This is a genomic window from Stenotrophomonas sp. SrG (genome assembly GCF_050031795.1).
Classification (GTDB): domain Bacteria; phylum Pseudomonadota; class Gammaproteobacteria; order Xanthomonadales; family Xanthomonadaceae; genus Stenotrophomonas; species Stenotrophomonas rhizophila_A.
Genome location: NZ_JBNBBE010000177.1, coordinates 1 through 283, shown reverse-complemented (window position 1 = coordinate 283; position 283 = coordinate 1). Strand labels below are relative to the sequence as shown.

Sequence of the window (283 nt, the reverse complement as noted above, 5' to 3'; positions counted from 1 at the left end):
GCGTATCGGGCCACCCCGCCCAATCCGAAGGTGCTGCCGCCGCCCGCCGGGGTCAACGTGGCCAACATTGAATCCATGGCCCAGCAGCTTACCTATGGCGAGCGCGTACCAGGCCTGGCCGTGGCCATCGTGCAGGGCGGCCGCGTGCTCAGCGCGCGCGGTTATGGCGTCACCGACGTCAACACCCCGCAGATGGTCGATGCGCACACCGTGTACCGGCTTGCATCGCTGTCCAAGGCGTTCGCCGGCACCATGGCCGGCCTGCTGGTCAACGACGGCACGC

Annotated in this window: 1 protein-coding gene; it reads left to right on the top strand. The window is 68.9% G+C overall.

Annotated features, from left to right (window positions below):
* Positions 1 to 30 precede the first annotated feature (30 nt).
* The coding region (locus ACQG3P_RS19430; RefSeq protein WP_426805958.1) for a serine hydrolase at positions 31 to 283 on the top strand (253 nt) is incomplete at its 3' end.